The following is a 1,060-nucleotide window of genomic DNA, read 5'->3' on the forward strand; positions in this document are numbered from 1 at the left end:
AGCCGCCGATGTGCAGGCCGGTCTTCGCCACGATGGTGGCTTCGATGAATACGCGTCCGTAGAGGGTGATTTTCTTGTCGGTCATGGGGTTTTCTCCTTAGTTTTGTCCGCCTAAATACTTGTGATAGGCCAGCACGGCCTCAAAGAAATCAACGAAGTTGCGGAAGTAGGCATCTTGCTTGTCCGCATTTTGTTCATTGGCGACAACATCAATGGCAGATGTCAAAGCGGCTGCCAGTGGCTTCATCGGTGAGGCTCCATTCCTCTTTTCTTGCCGCTTTTCCTGGTATGCCAGTTTGGGTTTCAGCATCACCAGTCGTCGCACCGCTGCGCCTCGTTTCTCTTCTTGCTCCCACAAAGCCTCGATTTTGCGCACTTCGGTGAAGACCTTGCGCACCTGACTGGCCTTGAGGTCTTTGTAGATTTGCCTGGCCAGCGTTTTTGCTTCGGACACCAGTTTCTGTCCTGTTGTATCGGTGATTACTGCTTTCATATCAGCCATTGGAAACCTCCTTAATGTTTGCCCTTTTCACGAGTCAGCAACTGTGCCCAGCGGGCGGCTGCGCCCCACCGGGGTAAATCACGGTATTCGTTTTTCTCAAATGCGTCGCGTATCGAACGCAATTCTTTCGCCAATGCGGCTTTCTTCGTGTCATAACGCTCGGCGGCGCGGGTGAGATGATAGGCCGCCATCCACATCCAGCGGCCCCAGACCAGACGCTCTTGCCCGCGGGCGGCTTCGCTCTCCATCTTCGCCAATGAACGCAGCAGCATCAGGATGGATTTCGGGCTGCCGCCGGCTTCCTCGGGGCCCCGCACCAGTTCCTTCAGTGTGTCCTTGTGCTGTTTAACCGTTTTGAATTCATCCCATTTCCAGGGGGTGTTCAGGAATGCGAAGGCGTTTTTACCTGGCAAATCTTTTGCCAGAGTTTCCGCGCCGCCTGCATCTTCAGCGGCCTGGTAGACCGGGTACTTGCCCTGGATGAAGGCCATCCCGCCGCTGATGTGCAGGCCGGGGTGACGGGTGTAGTCCCGGAATTCGTCGGCGATGTCCAGCGCC

Annotated in this window: 3 protein-coding genes; all 3 read right to left on the reverse strand. The window is 55.7% G+C overall.

Features of this window, described 5'->3' with window-relative positions; all coding sequences use genetic code 11:
• On the reverse strand, window positions 1-85 hold an 85-nt coding region (locus D6694_00060), incomplete at its 3' end, for a type III-A CRISPR-associated RAMP protein Csm3 (GenBank protein RMH48839.1).
• 12 nt (window positions 86-97) lie between these two features.
• On the reverse strand, window positions 98-502 hold the full coding sequence (gene csm2, locus D6694_00065) for a type III-A CRISPR-associated protein Csm2 (GenBank protein RMH48840.1): 405 nt from the start codon (window positions 500-502) through the stop codon (window positions 98-100).
• An 11-nt stretch (window positions 503-513) separates the two neighbouring features.
• Window positions 514-993: a hypothetical protein gene (locus D6694_00070; protein ID RMH48841.1), complete on the reverse strand. Its 480-nt coding sequence runs from the start codon at window positions 991-993 to the stop codon at window positions 514-516.
• Window positions 994-1,060 lie beyond the last annotated feature (67 nt).

Source organism: Gammaproteobacteria bacterium, assembly GCA_003696665.1.
Taxonomy (GTDB): Bacteria; Pseudomonadota; Gammaproteobacteria; order Enterobacterales.